General features: G+C 23.6%; 17 protein-coding genes and 1 other RNA gene. 8 read left to right on the top strand and 10 right to left on the bottom strand.

Annotation, left to right across the window (positions count from 1 at the left end; translation table 11 throughout):
- Positions 1 to 375: 375 nt before the first annotated feature.
- From OC680_RS00830 to OC680_RS00810, 5 genes are all read left to right on the top strand, one after another.
- Positions 376 to 702 carry a hypothetical protein gene (locus OC680_RS00830; RefSeq protein WP_304515229.1) on the top strand — a complete coding sequence of 109 codons (327 nt, stop codon included), beginning with the start codon at positions 376 to 378 and terminating at the stop codon, positions 700 to 702.
- Positions 703 to 1,473: 771 nt separating this feature from the next.
- Positions 1,474 to 1,665 carry a hypothetical protein gene (locus OC680_RS00825; protein WP_304515228.1) on the top strand — a complete coding sequence of 64 codons (192 nt, stop codon included), beginning with the start codon at positions 1,474 to 1,476 and terminating at the stop codon, positions 1,663 to 1,665.
- Positions 1,637 to 1,834 carry a hypothetical protein gene (locus OC680_RS00820; protein ID WP_304515227.1) on the top strand — a complete coding sequence of 66 codons (198 nt, stop codon included), beginning with the start codon at positions 1,637 to 1,639 and terminating at the stop codon, positions 1,832 to 1,834. The genes OC680_RS00825 and OC680_RS00820 overlap by 29 nt, the downstream gene beginning before the upstream one ends.
- A gap of 176 nt (positions 1,835 to 2,010) precedes the next feature.
- Complete coding sequence (locus OC680_RS00815; protein ID WP_304515226.1) at positions 2,011 to 2,205, top strand: hypothetical protein; 195 nt, start codon at positions 2,011 to 2,013, stop codon at positions 2,203 to 2,205.
- A gap of 58 nt (positions 2,206 to 2,263) precedes the next feature.
- Complete coding sequence (locus tag OC680_RS00810; RefSeq protein ID WP_304515225.1) at positions 2,264 to 2,554, top strand: hypothetical protein; 291 nt, start codon at positions 2,264 to 2,266, stop codon at positions 2,552 to 2,554.
- A 903-nt stretch (positions 2,555 to 3,457) separates the two neighbouring features.
- Here the strand turns inward: OC680_RS00810 and truB are convergent.
- Entirely contained in the window at positions 3,458 to 4,336 is an 879-nt protein-coding gene (truB, locus tag OC680_RS00805; protein WP_304515224.1) for a tRNA pseudouridine(55) synthase TruB, read from the bottom strand.
- Between the two features lie 1,009 nt (positions 4,337 to 5,345).
- On the opposite strand from truB, the gene OC680_RS00800 reads away from it, so the two are divergent.
- The 3 genes from OC680_RS00800 to tpiA all read left to right on the top strand — a co-directional run bounded on the left by OC680_RS00800 (position 5,346) and on the right by tpiA (position 9,801).
- Complete coding sequence (locus OC680_RS00800; RefSeq protein WP_304515223.1) at positions 5,346 to 8,399, top strand: hypothetical protein; 3,054 nt, start codon at positions 5,346 to 5,348, stop codon at positions 8,397 to 8,399.
- A gap of 63 nt (positions 8,400 to 8,462) precedes the next feature.
- The gene (locus OC680_RS00795) at positions 8,463 to 8,999 is read left to right on the top strand and encodes a helix-turn-helix domain-containing protein (RefSeq protein ID WP_304515222.1); all 537 of its coding nucleotides are present in this window, start codon (positions 8,463 to 8,465) and stop codon (positions 8,997 to 8,999) included.
- 34 nt (positions 9,000 to 9,033) lie between these two features.
- Entirely contained in the window at positions 9,034 to 9,801 is a 768-nt protein-coding gene (gene tpiA, locus OC680_RS00790) for a triose-phosphate isomerase (protein WP_304515221.1), read from the top strand.
- Between the two features lie 1,834 nt (positions 9,802 to 11,635).
- Here the strand turns inward: tpiA and OC680_RS00785 are convergent.
- The 9 genes from OC680_RS00785 to glyA form a co-directional block, all read right to left on the bottom strand.
- Positions 11,636 to 13,123, bottom strand: coding sequence for an ABC transporter ATP-binding protein/permease (locus OC680_RS00785; protein ID WP_304515220.1), 1,488 nt, complete (start codon positions 13,121 to 13,123; stop codon positions 11,636 to 11,638).
- 2,366 nt (positions 13,124 to 15,489) lie between these two features.
- Positions 15,490 to 16,119, bottom strand: a complete 630-nt coding sequence (gene rsmG / locus OC680_RS00780; RefSeq protein WP_304515219.1) for a 16S rRNA (guanine(527)-N(7))-methyltransferase RsmG — start codon at positions 16,117 to 16,119, stop codon at positions 15,490 to 15,492.
- Positions 16,088 to 17,974: a tRNA uridine-5-carboxymethylaminomethyl(34) synthesis enzyme MnmG gene (mnmG, locus tag OC680_RS00775; RefSeq protein ID WP_304515218.1), complete on the bottom strand. Its 1,887-nt coding sequence runs from the start codon at positions 17,972 to 17,974 to the stop codon at positions 16,088 to 16,090. The genes rsmG and mnmG overlap by 32 nt, the downstream gene beginning before the upstream one ends.
- An 84-nt stretch (positions 17,975 to 18,058) precedes the next feature.
- The gene (locus OC680_RS00770) at positions 18,059 to 18,676 is read right to left on the bottom strand and encodes a hypothetical protein (protein ID WP_304515217.1); all 618 of its coding nucleotides are present in this window, start codon (positions 18,674 to 18,676) and stop codon (positions 18,059 to 18,061) included.
- A 53-nt stretch (positions 18,677 to 18,729) separates the two neighbouring features.
- Positions 18,730 to 18,819, bottom strand: an RNA gene (ffs, locus tag OC680_RS00765) — signal recognition particle sRNA small type.
- A 44-nt stretch (positions 18,820 to 18,863) separates the two neighbouring features.
- Positions 18,864 to 19,319 (bottom strand): nucleoside deaminase, encoded by a 456-nt coding sequence (locus OC680_RS00760; RefSeq protein ID WP_304515216.1) that lies wholly within the window; start codon positions 19,317 to 19,319, stop codon positions 18,864 to 18,866.
- A 72-nt stretch (positions 19,320 to 19,391) separates the two neighbouring features.
- Entirely contained in the window at positions 19,392 to 19,979 is a 588-nt protein-coding gene (locus OC680_RS00755) for a thymidine kinase (protein WP_304515215.1), read from the bottom strand.
- Between the two features lie 46 nt (positions 19,980 to 20,025).
- Positions 20,026 to 20,232 carry a 50S ribosomal protein L31 gene (gene rpmE, locus OC680_RS00750; protein ID WP_304515214.1) on the bottom strand — a complete coding sequence of 69 codons (207 nt, stop codon included), beginning with the start codon at positions 20,230 to 20,232 and terminating at the stop codon, positions 20,026 to 20,028.
- Positions 20,233 to 20,659: 427 nt separating this feature from the next.
- Positions 20,660 to 21,892 carry a serine hydroxymethyltransferase gene (gene glyA / locus OC680_RS00745; protein ID WP_304515231.1) on the bottom strand — a complete coding sequence of 411 codons (1,233 nt, stop codon included), beginning with the start codon at positions 21,890 to 21,892 and terminating at the stop codon, positions 20,660 to 20,662.
- Between the last annotated feature and the right edge of the window lie 92 nt (positions 21,893 to 21,984).

Raw genomic sequence — 21,984 nt, 5'->3', positions numbered from 1 at the left:
TTTTCTTTGATTATCCAAGAATTAATAGGATCATATTCTTTGAATTTACCATCAGACCAGCTTTCTCTTATTAAATTATTGGTTATAAGATGGAATTCTTGAATATGATTATTAGGAAAAATAATTTCTCAAAAACTATTAATCATCATCAATATTTTGTTATTAGTGTTTCTTAATTATAAAAAACAAAAGAAACTAAAAGAAAAAAATAAGAAGAAATAATTTTTGTGTTATTAACAAATAAAAAAAGAGGGCAACAAAACCCTCTATTTTTATTTTTACTATTAGTTTTTATATTTGTTTTAAAAAAAATTATATTTTCATTAAGACTATAAATAGCATTCAGAGTATATTCATTATTTTTTAATGGATTAGATGTTTTTATTTTTAATTTCGAATCAAATAATTTTATATTTTTTTTCTTTTTCAAAAAAATTATCAATTAGATCTTCTGGAATATCAATTTTAGAATATATTTCATTTTTTGATTTAATAAAATTAATTTTTCCAGTAGTAAAAATAAATCCATATTTAAAAGATGATCAAAATGATTTAAAAGTTAATAATATTAATGATATTAAAGCTATTATTAAATTAACAGATAATATTAAATCACAATATCAAGAGGTTGATCGCAACAAAATTATTAAAGTAATGTATCAAATTCAAAAAAATTTAAAAGAAAATTCTTATATTTTGTAATTTTATTTCTTGTTATTTTATTTATAATTTTGTTTTTTTGCATTCAAATTAATTTTTAGATTTTTTTAAGAAAAAAACATTCTCAATTGATTTTATAGAAAAAAATTATCTTTTAATAAATTTATATTTTTTAACTTCTTTCAAGATTAAGAGCATTTTTATAACTGATATAAATATACTTATTATTTTTAATGGTTCATATTTATAATGTTCTTCTGTCGAATCTTTAAAAAATAAATAAAATTTCTTTAGTTTTTTTAAAAATCTTTTTTACACACTCCTTGATAAAATATTTTTTCTTTCTTTAATAATTATTACAAGAAAGACATAATCCAAACAGCCTAAAACTCTTCTTGATGGTTTTCTTAAGTTGAGTTAAAGACTAAAAATATACTAAAAAAGAAAATAATCCTTAAAATAAAACAAAAAATTTTATAATATAATATAAACAAAGAAAAAATAAAATGAATTTTATTGGCAGAAAAAAAGAATTAAACTTTTTAGAAAAAAAATTACAAATAATAATTTTGAATTTAGTATTATTTATGGTCGTCGAAGAGTTGGTAAAACTAGAATTTTAGGAGAATTAGCTAAAAAACACCATTGTTTTTGTTATTGTTTTGATCAATCAGGAATAAAAAATAATTTAAAATATCTTAGTCAAGAATTATCAGAATTTTTAAATACTCCGGAATAATTTTTAATGATTTTTACACTTTATTTAATTTTATTGTTGATAGAGTCGCCATCACAAAACAAAAATTAGTTTTAATGTTGGATGAATTTTCCTATTTATTAGAAAATTATTCTCCAATTTTATCAGAATTACAAAAAATTATTGATCAAAAATTATCTCAAAGTTCGATTAAATTATTTTTATCTGGTAGTCATATTAGTCTTATGGAAGAGGCAGATACTTTTTATAAACCTTTATATGGGCGTACTACTTTTAAAAAAAAATGAACCTTTTGATTATTATGAAGCATCAAAATTTTATCCTCAATTTAAACCAGAAGATAAAATTAAATTATATAGTGTTTTTGGCGGCATACCTACTTATTTAGAAAAAATAGACCCTTCGAAAGCTTTTCAACAAAATGTTATTCAAGTTGCTTTATCTAACTATAATTAGACCCAAATAGATTTTTTTTATACACTAAATCAAGATATCAGACAACCAAAATATTATATTGAAATACTAGATATTTTAAAAGATAACAAAACTACTAAACTATCAAAAATTAGTACTTTAATGGGGGGGGAACATCTGAAATAACTCGTTTTTTACAAGTTTTAATGAGAATAGATGTGGTAGGAAAAGAAATTTGTTTTGGCGAAAAAGAAAATCCAAAAAAAACTTTTTATCATATTAAAGATCAATTTTTTTTATTTTATTTTGCTTTTATTAAAAAAAACGAAAATAAAAAACATCTTTTTGATAATAATGAAACATTTTATGAACAAAAAATAGCTCCTCAAATTGATCAATTTGTCTCTTTTTAATTTGAAAAAATATGGCGTCAATTTTTAATAAAAAAAAATAAAAATCATTTAAAAGAGATTGCAAGATATTTCGATAATAAAAAAATCAGATATGGAAATTGATATCGTTAGTCACATTAAAAAAGAAATTATCGCTTTTGAATGCAAATGGACTAATCAAAAAATCGATAATCGGGTTGTTTATGAATTAGAAAACAAAACATCTAAAATTAATAATTTTGCCATAACGAAATTAGGTTTTTTTGCTAAAAGTGGTTATGATCAAAAATTAACAACAAATTCAAAAACAAATTCAAATTATTTATATTATCAATTAGAGGATTTATATGATCAATTAGATGATAATTAATCAATAATATGAGGATTTAAATTACTTTTTTATTAAAATATTTGTTGCTCTGAATATTTTTTATTTTTTTATTTTTTTATTAATAAGTCTGTTCAACAGGGCGATCAATAGCGAACTATATTTTCATCACTATTTCTTAGTTTATTTATTGTATCTTTTTTCTAAACACTAAACAAAGACTCTCGGCGCCGAGAGTCTTTGTAATTGGTATATAAAAGTTACTTTAACTAATTTTTTTTTTTACATTCTCAATATGCCTCTTCCTCTTTTATTGTTATTGCTAAATATTACGATTGATCAAAATTAAATTAAGAGAATATCTTGATTATTGATATTTTAAGTCATTAGAAAATCAATTAACAAGCAAAAAATAACACTTGTTAAAATAACAATAATCCGGTGTGATATTGGATTTTGTCTTATTATAATTTTTTTTAACTTCCCTTAGACCTGGATTATAATTCAAAGGCCTTATAAGATTTATTCTCAAACAAGTTTGTTCGTTTATAAAACATTACATTATTAAAACTGCTTCTATTTCTTTCTCGTTGTTATTATTAGTTGAGATACTAAGACCAATAACTTAAATAATAAAATTCCAAAAACATTAATGAATATAAAATTGTTGTTTGAGTTTTCGCATCCACAGAGCATCTCCTTTGTTTTGGTTTAATCTTCTTTCAGATTAACGGAAACAAGACGCGATGATTAAGATAAGAAAGCTTGAATGAGATAAACATGATTAATAAGTTGCTTGCTTATACTCTTGCTAAAAAATATTTGATTTCATATCTCATTATGAAGGAAGATATTTCATTACAATCACTCACCTGCCCAAGAAAATTACTATATTATGTAAATCATCATGTATCCGCAAATTGCAAAAAAATAAGTTTATATCGACTAATAAACAGATACCTGGTTAGACCAAAAAAAATATCTAGGACGATATTGAAATCTATTAATAGGTTCATAATAGGCAATCCATCTATTATATTGATTTAAAACAATAAAAGATTTGCTAATAGTAATATGTCTTTGATCTAAATAAAAACCATTTTGAATACGTCGAATAAGGTAATCTGCTAAAACTATTTTAGGATAATGAGCAAACAATGTTTTAATTTCAATAAGATCTGCTAACGATATTTGGTGAATATTTTTAGCTTTTTGGGCATGATAAGAGCCTATTTGTGTTCGAATTAACGTTTTTAAAGCGCCATAAGTATTCATTCGAAAACCAATATCTCTGGCTAAACTTCTAATATAAGTCCCTTTTGATACATTTGCTTCAAATGTTACTTGATTATTCGATAAATCATTAGAAATTATATTTAAACCAAAAATATTAACTTTACGAGGAGTCAATTCAATTTGAACATTTTTTTTTGCTAAATGATACATTCTGGTCCCTTGCACTTTAATAGCAGAATACATGGGTGGCACTTGCCAATAACTTTTTTTATCAAAAAACATAAAACTTTGTTGTATCACTTCAACATTTAGTTTAATATCCTTACTTTCTATTAATCTTCCGGTTACATCCAAAGTATCATAATTATGGTTAAAAACGATATCTCCTTTATAAATTTTAGCTAAATTTTCGAATAAAAAAGCGAGTTTAGTAGCCCTATTAACAAGAACAATTAAAAGTCCTTCTGCCAAAGGGTCTAAAGTGCCTGTATGCCCTGTTTTAGCAAAACTAAACTTTTTTTTGATTTGATGCACAACATCATGCGATGTTTGACCAGAGTCTTTATAAACTAACAAAAAACCTTCCATAATTAAAATCTTTGCTTTCTTCAAAAAAAAGATCCAAATATAGTAATCTAATCTTTATTTTTAGATATTACTATAACATTTGAACTTGACAAAACGAATAGATAATAATTGATAAGTTAGTTGATTTCATGATGATGAAGAAAAGTACTCACAAAAACATCATAAACAAAAAACTACTTTTTTCGCTATGCTATATTTATACTTTTATTATAACACAATCAGGCCAAAATAAGAAAAAAAGATAAATAAACCTAAAAACAAATTTCATCAGAAGGAGTATTCAAATAATTAAATTCACAAAAGGGAAAGGATTTTGAGCGATCAAAATTAAGATTAAAAAGAAAATTTTAATTTTTCACAAATAAGAATATATTTAGCAGAAGTTTTCAAAATCAAGCAAAAGATATAAAATATAATAATAAATAAAAATTAAAAAGAAAATAGTAGCTCTTATAAAATTGCATATAGTGTTTTAAATAACATGTTTAATAGTTAGCAAAAGCATAAAACTACCAAAAAAGAGCTGTCACGAATCAACTTGTTATACATTAAATAAAGTTAACTATCTACTAAAATAACAATGATAATTCCTACAAAACTAATCGCTGCTACCAACAAATAAGTCCAATTAATTTTTCTGGCAAATCAAATGGCAAGACCAAACTTCTGTAAACGCTGGAATTTTTTGGAGCTGGTCATTCTGATCTTTCTAATTTGCTAAATTTAAATATAAAAAAACAGGTTTAGTTATCGACTATTCATTTAAAACTAATAAAATAAGATTAAAAAAAATAACCACACAAAAAAATCTTCAACAGCACAAGCAAATATTTAGGTCTATTCTTTAATTATGTCTTTTTAGTAAGTTTATAGAGATCTATCGCACAAGAATTATTATTCTCAAATATTTTTATTATCTTGAATTAAAAATTTATTTTCTAAGTCTAGAACATCCAAAAATTATATAATAAAAATAGTTAACTAATCAATGTTAAGAGGTTTATTAATAATGTATCATAATCCAAAACAGAACTTGCCCACTATAATTAAAAATAATAACTCGAATAGATTTCCAAATCATTCATTAATATCGGAAATTATTAATTTGCAAAATTATTTAAAGAACATCAATTTATTTGAAGATACTGAAATAAAATCTTTAACATTCGATACAAATAAAAATTGGACACAGAAACATAAAAATTTAAATAAAAAAATTATTACCGATATACAACAATTAAATATAGATTATCACCATAACATATTAAGTTTAAAAAATAAATTTCGCAAAATGTTAAAAACACACAAAATAAACAATGAAAAAAAAGAGATTTATTTGACACAAAAAATTAATAAACAAAAAAATAAAGATATTCTTAAAAAACAAAAAATAAACTCAGAGTTTGAATACATTAAAAAAATAACTAATAATCAATTACAAAACTCTTTAGCTTCTTTTAAGAACTTAGAAAATCAAATTAATCTACAACAAGAAGAAGAGCAGAAAATTTTCGTAAAAAAAAATCTCCAAATTATTCAAATCAATCAACAAACAAAAGCAGATATCAATAAACTCTTCTACCAAAAAAATGTTATTTTAAATGAAAAAATTAAAAAATTAAAATGTATTTTTAATGAATCTATTAAACAAATAGAATACATTTACCAAGATAATCAAGAAAACATAAAGAACAGTGAAAAAAAACAACAAGAAATATATATAAATCAAATAAAACAAATTAACAACATTTTCCAACAAAAACTAGACAATCATAATAAAAATTTCGATGAAACAAAAAATTTTTTTCTACAAAAACAAAACATTATAACAAGAAAGAAACAACTATTAATAAATAACAATCAAATCCAAATGTTTTTTTTTGTTAAACAAATATACCGCGAAAACTACAAAAATATCATGCTTATTATAAAAATGATATATCATAATCAACTTATTTATTTAAAAAAATTACATATTTGGCGCCAGAAATATATTATTTTAAAATTTATCTGCCATAAAAAATTAAATAAAATCAACCAAGAAAATAAATTATTTGCTCAAACTAAACATCTTCAAACCAACCATGTTTTATTTACAAAAGAAAAAGAAAAAAATATCATTCAAAACAACTACTTACAAAAAATTAATAGTTTAGAAATGGAACTCAAATTATTAAGCCAAAATACTCAAAATAAAATTACGACAACAGAATTTACAGAAGAAAATCAAAAAAACAAATTAGAACTTGATTATTTAAGCAAAAGCCTACAAATAAAAGCAAAATTAGCAGATTTAAAATACCACCAAACGATATTATCTTTGCAACAAAAAAAAACAAACGCAAAAGCTTTATTAAAAAAGCAATTAAAAATAGAAAAAATAAATTTAAAATCTAAATATTTTGAACAAATAATTAACAATTATCAAAAAATCAAACAACTAAAAAAACAATTAACTGAATTACAAAATAAACAAGAATATGAAATAAATCTGCAAAATATAATTTACAGACAACAAAAACAAAATTATTTACATGAAATTGAAATTGAAAAAATTAAAACTAACAAAATAATAGAACAATATTTCATAACCCAAAAAAAAAATTTAAGCAATATAATATCATTTATTTTTAACATAAACATTAAACATAATCAACAAAAAAAAATATTTTGCGTAATTACAAAAAGATTAAATAAGTTAATCTTTAACAGAACAAAAACAAAAAAAATCTTTTCTCGACAAGAGTTAGATGAAATAAACAACTTATACCAAATATTCATTGATAATATCAAAGATAAGCAGTTCTACTATCATTACCTTCTCAAGAACATGATATATAATCATCATAAAATGATGATTAAACAAGAAAAAAATGTAAAAGAAATCATTTTAAATTTCTATGAAAAAAACATTTCTTTTATTAGCGTTTTAGTATATAAATTTAAATTTAAAAATAAAAACACAAATACATTCTTTTTGAATTTTTTTGAAACAAAAATGAAAAAATACAGTAACTTAGAAACATTGTATAAAAAAAATTTCATAATCTACGAACAACAAAAGAAAAATATTTCAGATAAACTAAAGAAAGAAATCGATCAGTTAAAATATCAGCAAAATAAAATTTTTCAAAAATATAATTTTTATCAAAAAAAAATATTTATTTGCTTAAAAAAAATTCATAATTTAAAAAATGCTAATTCATTTATTAGCCAAATATTTTACTATATCTATTCTAAAAAAATTTTTACTTATTGGCATAATTATATAAGTATTATACAATCATATGATAATCAATTTCAAAAAGAATACAACTTTTCTCAAAGTTATATACATCAAATACAAGATCAAAAACAGAATAACAAAATAAACTCATTAAAAGAAAATCAAAAACAAATAAACAATATATCTAACATATTTATAGAAATCACAAAAGAAATGTATAATCAAAACATTCAAAACATATTAACAGTAAACAAACAAGAAACCGAAATCTTAAAAGAAAAAATTAATTCCTATGAAAAAGAAAATAAAACTCAATTAAATCAAATGAAAGAAAACATAAACTTAGTTCAAGAAAATCTAGAATTTACTTCACATACAATAGAAAAAGAGTTTCTTCAAAAAATAAATAAAAATAAAATAGAATATTACCAAAAAAGAAAAAATTTATTTTCTAAAATACAAAAAAAATTAGATGCTTATGAGCAAATATCAAAAATCAAACTCCTCAAAGAGAAAATAATAACCAAAAATCAAAAAACAAACATCCAAAAAATATTAATTTATCATAAAAACAAACAAAAAAAATACTTACACAAAAATCTTATTTTTTTAAAAGAAATTAATAAAAATAAAAAGAAAACTAATACAAAAATTTCTCAAATATTATGGAAAAATAAAATATATTCACTAATAGACAAAGTTATATGGTGGTTCCAACATAAAAAAAACAAAAAAGAACTAGAAATAAATCACCAACAAACCCAAATTAGACTCAAAAAAAACATGATAAAACAAATCAAACTGTACAAAAATTTAATTAACTTATTTGGAACATAAGCAAATATCACTTGAATTTAATTATTAATCATTCAAAAACACCAAAAGGATTTAGGATTTACTATGGATATAGGAATTAAAATAAGAAATTTAAGATTACAACATAAATTGACCCAAAGAGAATTATCGATAAAAATCAATGTTACTAGTGGTTATATCTCACAAATAGAAAACAATTTAATTTCTCCTTCGCTTAAAACTTTATGTCTCTTGTTAGATGTCTTCAAAACGAATATATCAGCATTTTTTAAGCAAGAAAATCATAATATACCATTAATAATTAAAAAAGAAGATTATTTAATAAAAAATAATCAAAATACAAAAAACAAAACTTATCATATTTTGCATAATTATCAAACCCACAAAATAGAACCTATGATTATAGATATCCAACCTGAAGGTCAAATAGAATTTGGTACAAAAACAATAAAAAATGAATTTTTTTTGGTTTTAGAAGGAGAAATTATTCTAGTTTTGAAGAAATTACACTACTTATTAAATAAAGAAGATGCTTTTTATATACCGGTAAACCAAGAATATCACCTGTTTAACAATCATAAGAAAAATAAGACAAAAATATTACAAATTATTATCTATTAAAAAATATAAAAAGAAAAAATATTAAGGTGAAAAAATGAAAAAATTTATTGTCGCTGGTAATTGGAAAATGTATAAAAATAAAAAAGAAGCTATGAGTTACATTCTAAGCATACAAAATAAAATCCCTAATAAAAATCAAATAACAAGCCTCATTCTTCCTCAGAACACTTTACTAGATGCTTTAAATCAAATTAAAGGAGATAATTTACAAATTGGTGCTCAAAATGTATTCTATAAAAATGAAGGGCCTTATACAGGAGAAATTTCACCACAAAATATTAAGTCTTTAGGAATTAAATACGTTTTATTAGGTCATAATGAAAGAAAGAATTTATTTCACGAAACAGATCAAATAACTAATTTAAAACTTTTATCAGTTCTAGAACAAAGAATGTACCCTATTGTTTGTATAGGGGAAAGTTTAGAAGTCAAAAAACAAAATAAAACCGAATTAATCTTAAATAAGCAATTAAACGATATTTTGCAAAACGTTCAAATACAATCATTAACTAAAATTATATTTGCTTATGAACCTATTTGGGCAATAAACCAATCTACAAGCGAAACTCCTGAAAAAGCAAATCAAACTATACGAAAAATAAAAAAACTTATTTCTGTAATCTTTAAACACGAAATATCCCATAAAATAAGAGTGATTTATGGCGGTTCTGTATCAGTTGCCAATGCTGATCTATTTTTCCAACAAAAAGAAATTGATGGCATTTTAACGGGAAGAAGTTCTTTAAATGCAGCAATTTTTTTATCTTTAATAACAAAAGCTCAACAAAATAAAAGTATCTAGAATTACCAAAACCTCTATTGTAACAAAACTAGAACAAAGTAAGAAAAAATAAATTACAAAACAAAAACCTCTTTCCCAATCAAAAAGGAAATTCTCTCATTTTCATAATAAATAACTAACGCGATTAAAACGATTGCTAAACGAACTTTGATAATTAGTAAAGAAAACACAATATAATCAATGTAATCATTTAGCTCAATGAATTAAGTACGAAATTTTAGTAAGAAAAGTAATAGAGTTTTTTTATAAAATATAAACAAGAACAAAAAATATTGCGGATTCTTATAATTTTGATTTAACATCAAATAATACTAAAGAAATTAGTACTTGCTCGCTTAAAACAAAATGATACACATAATAATTTGCAAGCTTAAGATTTTGTATTATAACTAGCAACTAACAACAATGATACAAATATAAAGTTTTTGAAGGTTAAAACTATTAATCATGATCAAAATAAATTTTTGAGAAGAATTAACAGATTTTGTTTGTCTAAAAATTAAAATTTTACAATATAAAATTAGATGGGATACAAAAATTTACGATTCTTATATATTTGATGAAAGTTCTATAGAAATTAAAAAACTATTGTCAGAAAAATTAACTGATCAAGGGACAAAATGAAAATCTTACTATAAACAATTTTATTTTATCTATAGTTAAACAAGAAAATGAGAAAAAATTTATTTTTAGAGTTATAGTAACAAGGTGATAATTTTCAACATGCATTAAAAGGATTTTCTTATACACAAGATGATAACTTCAATAAAGAATTTTTAACAGAATATGTGGATGAAAAACAAAATAATAATGAAGAGATCTTACTAGAAACAACTGAATCAAATAAAATATTAACACCCTTAAATATTTTTATTTTCTTGTCATTATTAGAGATTATTATTTTTGTTTTATATTGTTTATTAAGTAGAAAAAATAATTAATTTTAAATTAAAATAATTTGTAAATCATAAATTCTTAAAAATATTTTTTTCTATATAATATGAATGAAAATAAATTAATTTAGAAAAAATTATATTTTTACAAAAAACTTAAAAGGTAAATTTTATAATAATTGATAATCAAATCTTAAATTTTTTTATAAAGGAAACGTTAATGAAAATTATTTTAGCCTCTCATTCATATTTTCGTTTAAAAATTTTACAAAAACTAAAATTAAATCCATTAATTAAATTTCTAATGTTGGCAAAACATCATTAAAAAACGAAATTGCTAAAAAATTAGCTTTGAGACTAGCTATGACTAAGGCTAAAAAAATCGCTTCTCAAGAAAAAAGAGAGGATTTATTATTGGCGCTGATACTGTGACTGTTTGTAATAATGAAATTTTACCAAAAGCGATTAATAATGATTTAGTAACATTATTGTTTACAAAAATGTTCGTGGCAAATTAGACAATAAATAAAAGCAATTTGTGCTATTAAAAAAGATAATAACAAATTTTTTTTACTTAAAAATATTTCAGTAAAATAAAATTTATTTAAATATTTTTAAGTAAAAAGAAATTGAATTTTACGCACAAACTAAAGAAGCTATTAATACCAAATAAATGGTTTTAATGAAGCGTTTGTGCAACAAATTCAAAATTTACCTTCTACTGTTTCTGGTTTACCTATGCCTCATATGCATAGAATGTTAAAAAACTTAAGATATGTTTTTTCTTAAAATTTTTTTGAATTATTTACAATAATTAACAATAAATAAAAAAAATTAAACTATTAAAATTAATAGTTTGATTTTTTTATTTTAAAAGTAAATTTTTAATATTGTTATTTAGTAAATTTTTAATATTGTTATTTAGTAAATTTTTAATATTGTTATTTATTTAAAATAACATCAATAGGTTTTTTCCTCGCTAATTTGCTAATTGGCAAATAAGTGCTCGAAAAAACAATTAAAAGGCTTAATAAAAAACAGATGATCATCATAAACCATGGCTGCGTAAAAAGGTCAGTAAAATTTGTATTAATAGTAGATTTTGCATTCTTAAGTTGATCTAATAATTTAATTTCTTCTATCTTTTGTTTTATGAAAATCCTACCGATAGAATTCTTCAAATATAAAACAAATATACAAAAATAAAAAATATTAATAATTACAGAAATCACAAAACCTTCGCTAAAAAAAATTTTAAAAACATCTTGGGCGCGAGCTCCTAAAGAACGCATGGTGCCAATATCTTTTCTTTTAAATTGAATACTTTTTTTCACAAAACCACCAATAACAAAAAAACTTAGAACAAATATAATTAACATTATTAACATAACTTCATTTAAAAATTCGGTTAAGAACTTTTTTTTTAATAAATTCCAAAATTTAATATAGAATGTTATATATACAAAATCTATATATGAAAATGCTAATAAAAAAGCGCCTAATAAAGAAACAAAAAGCAAAGATATTTTTTTAACTTTTAAAAAATTAGTGCCAATTTTAAAAGCTGTTTTTAAATTTAGATGACTTTTAATTTGTAAAAGTTCTTTTTGGACGGAAGAAATATTGTTATTATCAAGTTTGGTAGAAACGAACGATTTTTTAAAATTATTATTAGATTGTTGTTGAATTTCTTCTAAATGTTTTTTTGTTAATACTTGACCTTTTTTTAATTCTAATTTTTGCTTTGAAAAATTTTCATTTTTAGATAAATCAGTTAATAATTGACCATTTTTTAACTCAATTAATCGATCACCATACCGATAAGCACTTTCAAAATCGTGACTAACTACAATTATTAATTTTTCTTTAGATAGTTTTTTTAAGATTTCAAAAACTTGTTGACCTGTTTCTGAGTCTAGATTACCGGTTGGTTCATCTGCCAAAATAATATTGGGGTTTTTAATAATCGCTCTTAAAATAGCCACTCTTTGTTTTTGGCCCCCAGATAGTTCACTAATTTTTCTACTTTCAAAACCAGTTAATTCTATTTCTCTAAGATAACTAGCAATTAAATTAATATCAGGTTTTTTTCCTTGTAATTCTAAAGGCAAAGCAATATTTTCCAAAACTGTCATTTCTTCTATTAAATTAAATTCTTGAAAAATAAAACCAACATTTCCGTTACGATAATTATCTAAATCTTTTTGTTTAAAATTTTTAGTAGAATGATTATTAATCAAAATTTCACCAGTATCATAAAAATCAAGACCACCTAATAAATTAAGTAAAGTTGATTTACCAGAACCAGATTTACCCAAAATAAAAATTAATCCTTTGTCAGGTAATCGAAAAGAAACATTATTTAAAACCGTAGTTTTTTGTTTATTTTTACTAATAAAACTTTTATTTAAATGGTTAATTTGAAACATTAGTATATTAGCTCCTTATTTTGTTTATTTTTTTAAATATTTTGTATCATAAAATATTTTTTTCTATAAGATTTTTTAAATATTAAATATTTAATATTTTTTTATAAAAAAATATTTTACAATTTTTTTTGATATTTATTTTTCAATAAATAGTTTTTAAAATTATGATTAATTTTTTGCTAGAAAATATGAATATTAATTAACAATTAAACAAAATAATTTTATCATTTAATTATTTTTAATTTTTTTGGATTAAAACAATTAATGTTGATCAAAAGATTTATTGGAAGAAAATGAATACGAAATGGTGCGCATTATTAATATCAAAGATTAATAAAAATTCAAAAACTAAATCTTAAAAAGGATAAAATGCAATAAAATTTAGTGATTTTTCTTATAAAAGAATTAATCTAGAAGAATTAAAAACAACAATTAAAACAATTAATGTTTAATTTTAAAAATAAGACTTTTTTTTAGGACAATAAAAAATATTATCTCGTATGTAAGAAATATTTAATGAAATTTATTTAATACAAAATCTAGCTGATATTCATACTACTACTAATGTCAAAGATATTTTTTATGATCAAGAAAAAAAGATTTTAGGATTAAACATTCCTTTTAATTACTTCTTTATTAAATAAAATATATCGGCAAGTTGTTAAAAGTAAACATTATGTTTTTTAGAAAAAAACTAGGTAAATTATTTTTTAACATTTAGCTTTAAATTTTAAAACTTTTAATAAAAAAATTATTGATTTATTAAAAGAAGAAAATAAATTAGTTGAAGCTTACAATAAGTTAATCGCTGATCCTTCAATAATTTGAGAAAATAAAAAATATAATTTAAGTCAGATGACTTTTTTTACAAAAAATATTCAACGTAATACTCGTAAACAAGCATAATTAGCAGTTTCTCAATTTTTTCAAAAAAACGAACATCAATATGATTTTATTTATGACGAATTAGTTAAAGCAAGAACTAAAATAGCTCATATTTTAGATTAATGATAATTTTGTATAATTTAGGCGCTATGATTGTTTATTAAGAACAGATTATTGTACAACAGATACTGTCTAGTTACAAAAAAATGATCTTAAAACATGCTTTACCTTTAGTGTTAAAAATGAAATAAAAACAAGCTAAACATTTAAATAGTTAAAAAAATACAAAGTTATGATACTATATATTTTACTGATGGTAGTCCTCAATTGGTTATCTAGATTTTAAATTAAAAAAAAGCTTGCCAAATATATAATGAAATGCCAAAGAAACTAATTTTTTTTCAATTATCTATTAGATAAAAAATTATTAGATCTGGGGGGTGAAAGTAAACCTAATAAAATAGGTGGGAGATATTGTACATATATACCTAAATTTAAAGCTATTTTTATTTTTGCTTTTAATAACACCAATGATGATGTAGACGTTTTAACACACGAAATGGGGCATGCTTTTATAGTTAAAAAGCAAAATTTAACCTTCCCAAAGGTGAAGATTTTTTAGAAAAATGTTTTAAAGTAATGAAAATAATATGGGGGACAATTCTTCCTTTTGACTCCTTCGTGGGTCATAAATGATGAAAGCTTTCGCTTGTCCTTTCTCTATAAGTGCTTCTTTTAATTTCTTACTAGTATCCTCGTCAAGTTCTTCTAAGAAACCATCCACCATATTAGAGCGTTGAATCAGTTGACCTTTCAAGGAGTGATATTTTTCTCAACCCTTATCTGCTAAAGTCTTCTGATCATTTTTCCTTTCAGGTTATGCTTAATCTGAGTATGATATTTATCAATGGTTTTAACCAGAAAACAATAATCTGGGTCCTATTCCCAGATTTTAAAATGGGGCATTTGTTGTTCAGTTTCCTTATGATAACAGAAAGCAGCGCCGCTAATCAACCCAAGAAGGACTATGGCGATAACTATAAAAAGAATCTCCCAGTAAAATTTTTGTAATAACATTAAAAACAAATGATTTGCACAAGTACTGAAAATACTAACAACCCCCCTGTTATAACTATTTTCAGCATAAAACCACAACTCATTAAAATTATTGACCCAACAATAATTAAGACCAAGAAAAGAGTTTCTGCAGACAAATGGCAATGAAAAGAAAGCTTTATGAACTAAAATAACAATGATAATTCATACAAAACTAATCACTGATACCAACAAATAAATCCAATTAATTTTTCTGGTAAATGAAATGGCAGGACCAAACTTCTATAAACGCTGGAATTTTTTTGGAGCTGGTCATTCTGATATTTCTAATTTACTAAATTTAAATATAAAAAAGCGACTTTATTTTATCAACTATTCCTTTATTTGTCAAGAGAATAGTTTTTATTACAAGCGTAAAAATAAATCTACAAAAAACGAATTGATTTCTTTTGAAACAATAAATTTACTCTTTGTCCTAGTTGTTCCGGTAATTCGGAAATTTGTTTTCTTTTTAATTGAAATTGACTAAATATACAAATATTTTTCAGTTCTTCTTTATAATTGGGGCCTTTCATAGCTATAAAATAACCTTCATTTTTTACCAAAGAAGATATTGACTTATAAATAATATTTAATTTACCTAAAGCTCTTGTAATTACATATTCGTGTTTTTTTGTGTAATTTTCCATTGTTTGACGAAAAATAAAAACATTGGTTAAATTTAACTTACGAACTAAATATTTCAAAAAAAGAGTTTTTTTATAAGACGAATCAATTAAAAAAATTTTTAAATGAGGATAGAGAATTTTTAGAGGAATACCTGGAAACCCTGCTCCCGTACCAACATCACACAAACTTTTAATTTGTCCTAATCTGACCATCTTTGAAATCAATAAAGAATCATAAAAATGTTTTAAATAAACAGATTTCTCAGTTAGTAAAGAAGTTAAATTCATTTTAATGTTATATTGTAATAAAACAGAATAATATAATTGAAATTTAGCTAATTGCGCATTATCACAATTAAAAGTTTTTTGCAATATTTTGTTGTACATGGCGATTATATTTTTGCAAATAGATTAGTAGAATAGAAATATCTACGGGATTAACTCCTAAAATTCTGGCTGCTTGCCCCACATTATAGGGTTTAATCATTGTTAATTTTTCTTTAGCTTCATGAGATAAATTATGAATTAATGCATAATCAATATCGGTAGGAATGATTTTTTGTTCCAGAAGCAAACTTTTTTGAGCTTCTTTTTCTGCTTTTAAGATGTAATCTTCATATTTAACTTGAATTTCAACCTGTTCTAAAACTTCCGGAGAGTATGCATCTTTAAACAAAAATCGTAAAAGACTTGCATTTAATTCTGTTCTTTTTAAGAGTTGATATAAACTCACATTCTCTATATTAAGCGAAGAGTAATGTTCTTTCAGATAAGTTAAATTTTGTTCATTACAAGGTAAAAAATGATTCTGAAGTTTATCCTTTAAAATTTTAATTTGACATTTTTTATTTTCAACTCTTTTGTAAGACTCTTTATTTATTAATCCCATTTTAAATCCATAATGATTTAATCTTAGATCAGCGTTGTCATGTCTTAACAATAAACGGAATTCTGCTCTTGAAGTCAGCAAGCGATAAGGTTCTTTAGTTCCTTTATTGATTAAATCATCAATTAAAACCCCAATGTAAGCTTCATTTCTTTTTAAAATAAAAGGAGCTTTACATTGAAGCTTAAGACTGGCATTAATCCCCGCTATGAGGCCTTGACAAGCTGCCTCCTCATATCCGCTTGTGCCATTAATTTGACCAGCAAAGAACAAATTTTTAATTTTCTTAGTTTCTAAAGTATGTTGCAATTGATTAGGGTTAAAAGCATCATACTCGATAGCATAAGCATATTTAGTAATTTTAGCTTGAGCAAAAGCAGGAATAGTTTTTAAAATAGTGTGTTGTAGATGCTTAGGCATACTAGTAGAAAGACCTTGCAGATACATATCATCTGATAATAAACTTTCAGGCTCTATAAAAATTTGATGTTGTTTTTTATCATAAAAACGCACTATTTTATCTTCGATAGAAGGACAATAACGAGGGCCTGTACTTTTAACATAACCACTATACATAGCAGTTTTATCTAAATTTTGAATTATTAGTTGATGTGTTTGCTCATTGGTATGAAGCAAAAAGCATGGCTCTTGAACTCCCAATTCTTTAATAACAGGAGGTGAACTAAAAGTTTGTAATAAACTATCACCAAATTGTATTTGAGTTTTATCATAATTAATAGTATTTTTTTTCACTCGCGGAGGAGTACCAGTCTTCAAACGAATTACTTCGAAACCATAATCTTTTAGCTGTTGACTAATACCATAGGTAGTTGGAGCACTATTTGGTCCCGAACTAATCCTTTCATGGCCAATTAAAATTTTACTAGATAAATAAGTTCCTGTTGTCAAAATAACAATTTTACTATACAATAAAGTACCATCATCTAATTTAACTCCTTGAACTTGTTTGCGATCTGCATCAATGATTAAATAATCGACTAAAGCTTCCATTAAGGTTAAATTAGGTGCTTGTCTTAGCATTTGTAATATAACTTCAGGATAAACTTTTTTATCTATTTGAGCTCTTAAACTTCTTACTGCAGGACCTTTTGAAGTGTTTAACATTTTCATTTGAATTTGAGATAAATCAGCTGCTTTGCCCATAGCACCGCCTAAAGCATCTATTTCTCTAACAACAATACCTTTAGCAGGACCGCCAATAGAAGGATTACAAGGAAGAGTGGCAATGTGTTTTAAATTACCAGTTATCAATAAAGTATTATGCTTTTTAGATAAGGCCAAGGCCGCCTCTATTCCTGCATGACCTCCTCCAATAATAATACCTTCATAATTCATCTAAAAAATCTCCTCACTTTTGTAATTATTTATTCAAAACCATTCTTCAAAACAGTTTCACAATTATGTCTAAATCATTTTGATTTACTTTTTATATATTCTATGTTTTTTCAAAATATCATCTAAAATATCTTTGCTTAAAAATAATTCAGTTTTTTTTATAAAAAAAGAAAATAATTTTTCTTTTTCAACCGACAATTTACATAATTGTTTCTGCAAAAAAAGACAGAAAAAAAGCAAAAACAATACTAACATTAAAATGAATATTAAAATACCTCTTTTCATTGAGGAAATAAATAATTTAATCATGAAAAAAGTAAAAAAAATAAATAGAAAAAAACCTAAAACAAAATAAAAATACCTTTTTTGTTTTATGTTCATATACCATTGCAAAGATTCAAAAATAAATTCAACATAAAAAGTATTTATCTTTTGTTGATATAAAAGATGAAATTCATGGTAATAATCATGATCAACAAAAACTCTATAAATACCGCCAACTAAAGTCCAAACTACATATTGGTTAACATCTAGAAAATAAGAAGAATATTTTGTTTGTTTGAAATAATAAAACTCAATTTTATTCTTGTATTCATCGTAAGTACAATATAAATCTGTACGAAAAGGTGCCCCTTCAGCAGAATGAAAGATAAAAGGTAATAATTGCATATCACTTTTTTTTATATTTTGAAAAAAATACATAATTTGTTAAAATTGTCCTTAATTAATATTTTGATTCCAGAACTAAATCTTTTTAAAAATCACCATCCACATGCAATTTAACTTATGGCTGCTTCAATTAAGACCTGACCAGATTCATTAAAATTTACATTGAATGATGATTTTTAAAAAGATTTATAAAAATACACATGATAAAAAATAAATAAAATTATTTTTTTCTTAAATTATCGAAAAAACTCTTCAAAATTTTTTGGTTCTCATTTTCAAATAAACCTAGTTTAATAAATTTATGATGATAAAATTTCTTGTGTACAAAAAGAAAAAAGTTACGGGTAAAAAGAAATTTTGTACTAGAAACACTATAATAAACTTTTTGTATTCTAGATTGGATTAAAGCTCCTATACACATAATACAAGGTTCTAAAGTGATATAAATACTTATATCATTCATCCGATAAGTCTTTAATTTTTTATTTATTTTCATAAGAACTAAAAATTCGGCATGACCAAAAAAAAACTGACTTTTTTCCGTATTATTATGAGCTTTTGAAATAATTTTATTATTAGAAACTGCTACAGCCCCAACAGGAACTTCGTTTTTGGTAAAAGCTTTTTGAGCTTCTTTAAAAGCTACTTCCATGAAAAAAAAATGTTTTTCATCCATAAAATCACATATTATATCATTACTATCATTAATAACAAATCACTCGTAAAACTTAAATGAAAAAATATTTTCTTAAAAAAACTTATGACATTTACGACAACAAGGTTTATGATAATTATCCTTGCCAACTAAAATAATAGATTCATCTTCAACAAATGATGATTTATTATCATTTGTTGAAATTCTTTGCGTTCTTGAAGCTTCATTTCCACAAATAAAACATAAAGATTTATTTTTTATTACTTTATCAGCTATTGACAATAAATAAGGCATGGAACCAAAAGGTCTTCCTTTGAAATCAAGATCTAAACCAGCAACAATAATACAAACCCCTTTATAGGACAAATCATTTAAGATTTTTTCAATTTCATTATCTAAAAATTGTACTTCGTCAATAATAAGAAATTTAATATTTTGTTCTTTACTAATAAAATGTAAGATTTCTTCGCTCTTATTAATCAATAAAGCAGGAAAAGTTTCTGAATTATGATTTACTAATTCGCATTTAAGAGAATAACGATTATCAATGGCTGGCTTAAAAACTAAAAATTTAACGTGTGAAGTTTGCAAAAAATTAATACGTCTCATTAATTCTGTAGTCTTACCAGAAAACATGGGACCACAAATGACTTCAATAAATCCTTCTTTATTTAAAATCATTTTATGCGAACCTCCCCCCTTTTTATTTATTTCAAATTTTATTTTTTTAATTATTACCATAACGTTTATAAAATTTATCTACGCGGCCAGCGACTGTAACAAAAGATTGTGAATTAGTATAAAAAGGATGACAATTAGAACAAGATTCAACTTTAATTGTTTTCACTGTAGTACCAATCTTATGCTTTTTTTTACAAGTAGCACAAGACACTTCTATTTCATAAAAGTCAGGTTGTTTTGATTTATTTTTCATAAGTAATAGATCCTCTTTAAAATTTGCTCAAGTTTAAATTATTAAAATTACAAAATATATAACAGATAAATTGAAATTCTATAAACTACTTCTAATTTTAACATTAAATCCAAGAATATTTTAAATGAAATGTAAAAGAAACACAAAATAACATAATCACATAAATATAGGTTATGTAAAAAAATAATTCTCGTGTGCATGCGTAAGTTAATTAACGCATTCGCATTAAAAATATCTTTCTTCTTTTAAACAAAGATACATAGTTTAAATTACTTACAACACAATGACTTTTCTGCTAATATTAATTCACCAAATAACTATTTTAAATTTATTTTATTATTTACAGAATAAACATCTCTTTTTATGTATGCAAAACACAGCGCAAAGAAGTCCCTTAATTTCTTAATATAAAAAAAATACATAAATATTATTTTCGAACTAAAAACAACACTTTTGCTTTAATTTTCTCTAAAATATTTTCGTTATGAGAATAACCTAATGCCTCATCTATCAAATTAGCAATTTCTATAAATTCTGCCTCTCTAAACCCCTTAGAAGTCATAGCTGAAGTGCCAAATCTAATTCCACTAGCATAAAAACCTTTTTCTTTATCAAAAGGAATAAGATTTTTATTGACAATAATATGAACTTTTTGTAGAATATCTGCTGCTAGTTTCCCATTTAAATGAGAATATTTATATTTTACATCTAACAATAGTAGATGATTATCAGTAGTTCCGCTTACTAAACGATGACCCAGTTTTTGGAAGGTATCTGCTAATATTTTAGCGTTGATAAGCACTTGTTTTTGGTATGTTATAAAATCAGGTCGTAAAGCTTCTTGAAAAGCAACTGCTTTAGCTGCGATGACATGCATTAAAGGTCCTCCTTGAATTCCTGGAAAAACCCCTTTATTAACTTTATTAAAAACAGATTCGTTGTTAGTTAGAATGAACCCACCCCTAGGACCTCTTAAAGTTTTATGAGTAGTAGAAGTAACAACATCAGCCCCAGCCAACAAAGGACAAGGATGTAAGCCGCAAGCTATTAAACCAGAAATATGAGCAATATCTGCCATTAAATAAGCATTAACTTCGTCAGCTATTTTTCTAAATTTGGTAAAATCAATGATTCTAGAATACGAAGAACAACCAGCTATAATTAACTTAGGTTTTTGTTCATATGCTATTTTTCTAATCTCTTCATAATCAATAATTTCATCTATGAAAGAAACTTTATAACTATGTGCTTGAAAAAAAGTTCCCGCAAAACTAAATTTAGCACCATGCGTTAAATGACCACCACAATCCAATGACATCCCCAAGATACTATCATTAGGGGTTAACAAAGATTGAAAAACTGCCATATTAGCCTGAGACCCTGAATGTGGCTGGACATTAGCATATTTTGCATTAAACAATTTTTTAACCCTTGCTATCGCTATTTCCTCAACTTGGTCAACATAATTACATCCGTGATAATACCTTTTATTAGGATATCCTTCGCTATACTTATTAGTTAAAACGCTTCCTTGCGCTTCTAAAACTGCTTGAGAAACAAAATTTTCCGAAGCAATTAAATTAAAATATTCATTTTGCCGATGTTTCTCTTGTTTAATTAGTTTATAAATCTCTGCATCTTTTATTTTTAAATTAGACATTTCTATCATTTATTTATATACCATCCTTATTTAATCAAAAAACATTTAAGAAATAACACAAGTAAGTTCTATATAACTTTGTTAATATATTC

This window comes from Candidatus Phytoplasma melaleucae (assembly GCF_030588185.1).
Lineage (GTDB): Bacteria > Bacillota_I > Bacilli_A > Acholeplasmatales > Acholeplasmataceae > Phytoplasma > Phytoplasma melaleucae.
The sequence above is the reverse complement of the archived record's forward strand: the minus strand, read 5'-3'. Positions and strand labels throughout refer to the sequence as shown.

Excerpts from the sequence above, each read along its gene's own strand:
- OC680_RS00820 (WP_304515227.1), top strand. The coding sequence starts at position 1,637 with ATGGGCGTACTACTTTTAAAAAAAAATGAACCTTTTGATTATTATGAA.
- OC680_RS00795 (WP_304515222.1), top strand. The coding sequence starts at position 8,463 with ATGGATATAGGAATTAAAATAAGAAATTTAAGATTACAACATAAATTG.
- rpmE (WP_304515214.1), bottom strand. The coding sequence starts at position 20,232 with ATGAAAAATAAATCAAAACAACCTGACTTTTATGAAATAGAAGTGTCT.
- glyA (WP_304515231.1), bottom strand. The coding sequence starts at position 21,892 with ATGTCTAATTTAAAAATAAAAGATGCAGAGATTTATAAACTAATTAAA.
- OC680_RS00800 (WP_304515223.1), top strand. The coding sequence starts at position 5,346 with ATGTATCATAATCCAAAACAGAACTTGCCCACTATAATTAAAAATAAT.
- tpiA (WP_304515221.1), top strand. The coding sequence starts at position 9,034 with ATGAAAAAATTTATTGTCGCTGGTAATTGGAAAATGTATAAAAATAAA.
- mnmG (WP_304515218.1), bottom strand. The coding sequence starts at position 17,974 with ATGAATTATGAAGGTATTATTATTGGAGGAGGTCATGCAGGAATAGAG.
- OC680_RS00785 (WP_304515220.1), bottom strand. The coding sequence starts at position 13,123 with ATGTTTCAAATTAACCATTTAAATAAAAGTTTTATTAGTAAAAATAAA.
- OC680_RS00825 (WP_304515228.1), top strand. The coding sequence starts at position 1,474 with ATGTTGGATGAATTTTCCTATTTATTAGAAAATTATTCTCCAATTTTA.
- truB (WP_304515224.1), bottom strand. The coding sequence starts at position 4,336 with ATGGAAGGTTTTTTGTTAGTTTATAAAGACTCTGGTCAAACATCGCAT.
- OC680_RS00830 (WP_304515229.1), top strand. The coding sequence starts at position 376 with ATGTTTTTATTTTTAATTTCGAATCAAATAATTTTATATTTTTTTTCT.
- OC680_RS00770 (WP_304515217.1), bottom strand. The coding sequence starts at position 18,676 with ATGTATTTTTTTCAAAATATAAAAAAAAGTGATATGCAATTATTACCT.
- OC680_RS00755 (WP_304515215.1), bottom strand. The coding sequence starts at position 19,979 with ATGATTTTAAATAAAGAAGGATTTATTGAAGTCATTTGTGGTCCCATG.
- OC680_RS00760 (WP_304515216.1), bottom strand. The coding sequence starts at position 19,319 with ATGGATGAAAAACATTTTTTTTTCATGGAAGTAGCTTTTAAAGAAGCT.
- rsmG (WP_304515219.1), bottom strand. The coding sequence starts at position 16,119 with ATGTACAACAAAATATTGCAAAAAACTTTTAATTGTGATAATGCGCAA.